This window comes from Streptococcus pseudopneumoniae, from assembly GCF_038148935.1.
Taxonomy (GTDB): Bacteria; Bacillota; Bacilli; order Lactobacillales; family Streptococcaceae; genus Streptococcus; species Streptococcus pseudopneumoniae_U.
Map to the genome: position 1 here is coordinate 1 of NZ_JBBJZX010000160.1, position 1662 is coordinate 1662.

1 protein-coding gene and 1 pseudogene are annotated in these 1662 nt (G+C 39.6%); both read right to left on the reverse strand.

Translation table 11 applies throughout. From position 1 onward, the window contains the following. The coding region (gene guaB, locus WKI42_RS10275; protein WP_368081872.1) for an IMP dehydrogenase at positions 1–1157 on the reverse strand (1157 nt) is incomplete at its 3' end. A 151-nt stretch (positions 1158–1308) separates the two neighbouring features. Beyond that, positions 1309–1662 (reverse strand): annotated as a pseudogene (locus WKI42_RS10280) (tryptophan--tRNA ligase); the annotation flags it as partial.

Here is a 1662-nt window from a genome sequence, read left to right on the forward strand (position 1 = left end):
TTACGTCCTTGGAAGATTTCAGTTTCACCTGGTGCTTCGTCTGTTCCAGCAAACATTGATCCAAGCATAACTGCATTTCCACCTGCAGCAAGGGCTTTTACAATATCTCCAGAATACTTGATTCCACCGTCAGCAATGATAGTCTTACCATATTCACGCGCAACAGCTGCAGCATCGTAGATAGCTGTTACTTGCGGAACACCAACACCAGCAATAACACGAGTAGTACAGATTGAACCTGGTCCAATCCCAACCTTGACAACATCTACACCTGCTTCGTAAAGGGCACGCGCTCCCTCAGCAGTAGCAATATTTCCAGCAATCAAAGTACGATCTGGGAAGTGAGCGCGAATCTCAGCAATTTTACGCAAGACACCTGCAGAATGACCATGTGCAGTATCAATAACAATCGCATCCGCTCCTGCTTCAAAAAGAGCCTCTGCACGTTCAAATGTATCTGAAGTAACACCTACTGCACCTGCAACTAGAAGACGACCAAACTCATCTTTAGCAGCATTTGGAAACTCAATAACTTTTTCAATATCTTTGATAGTAATCAAACCAGAAAGACGGCCTTCTTCGTCTACCAACGGAAGTTTTTCAATACGATGTTCTTGAAGAATACTCTCAGCTGTTGCAAGGTCTGTACCCACAGGAGCAGTCACAAGATTTTCACTAGTCATATGGTTTGAAATTGGTTGGTTATAATCTGAAATAAAACGAAGATCTCGGTTTGTCAAAATACCAACCAATTTACGATTTTCAAGTGTTTCAACAACTGGAACACCACTGATGCGGTAACGTCCCATAAGCTCATCAGCTTCAGCAATTGTATGTTCAGGCGTTAAGAAGAAGGGATCAATAATAACTCCATTTTCAGAACGTTTTACCTTACGAACCTCATCTGCTTGTTGAGCAATTGACATGTTTTTATGGATAACTCCGAGACCACCTGCACGAGCAATAGCAATGGCCATTTGACTCTCTGTAACTGTGTCCATGGCAGCGGTAATAATTGGGATATTTAAAGTCAGATTATCTGCCAATTTAGTTGTTAAATCTGCATCGTTAGGCAACACATGACTTTCAGCTGGAATAAGCAATACATCATCAAAGGTAAAACCTTTTTTCAAAAATTTAGTGTCCCAATTAGACATTCGAAGTTTCCTCTTTTCTTTCTTTTTGAGCTTGACTCTTTTTATATTGTATCTATCATACCATTCTATAAAAATTTGTCAAATGTTACAGGGGTAAATAAAAAACTATCTTTTCTTTGAGATAGAAATGATAGTTTCTTGTAAAATAAACTTAGTTAAAGTAATGAAGTCCCATTGCTCCTTTAACCTCAGATAGGGTTTGACCTGCAACTTCACGCGCTCTTTCACTACCTTTTTGAAGCATATTATAAACTTCTCCCATATCCTTAGCAAATTCAATACGGCGCTCACGAATAGGACCCAGTTCACGTTCTAATATTTCAAGTAGATAACGCTTGGTCTTCACATCACCAAGACCACCTCGTTGATAATGTTCTTTCATGTCAGCAATTTCTTGAGCATCTTCTGGACGACCAAAAACATCTAGATAATGGAAAACCATATTTCCCTCAATCTTACCTGGATCTTCCACCCGAATATGATCTGGATCTGTATACATACTCAT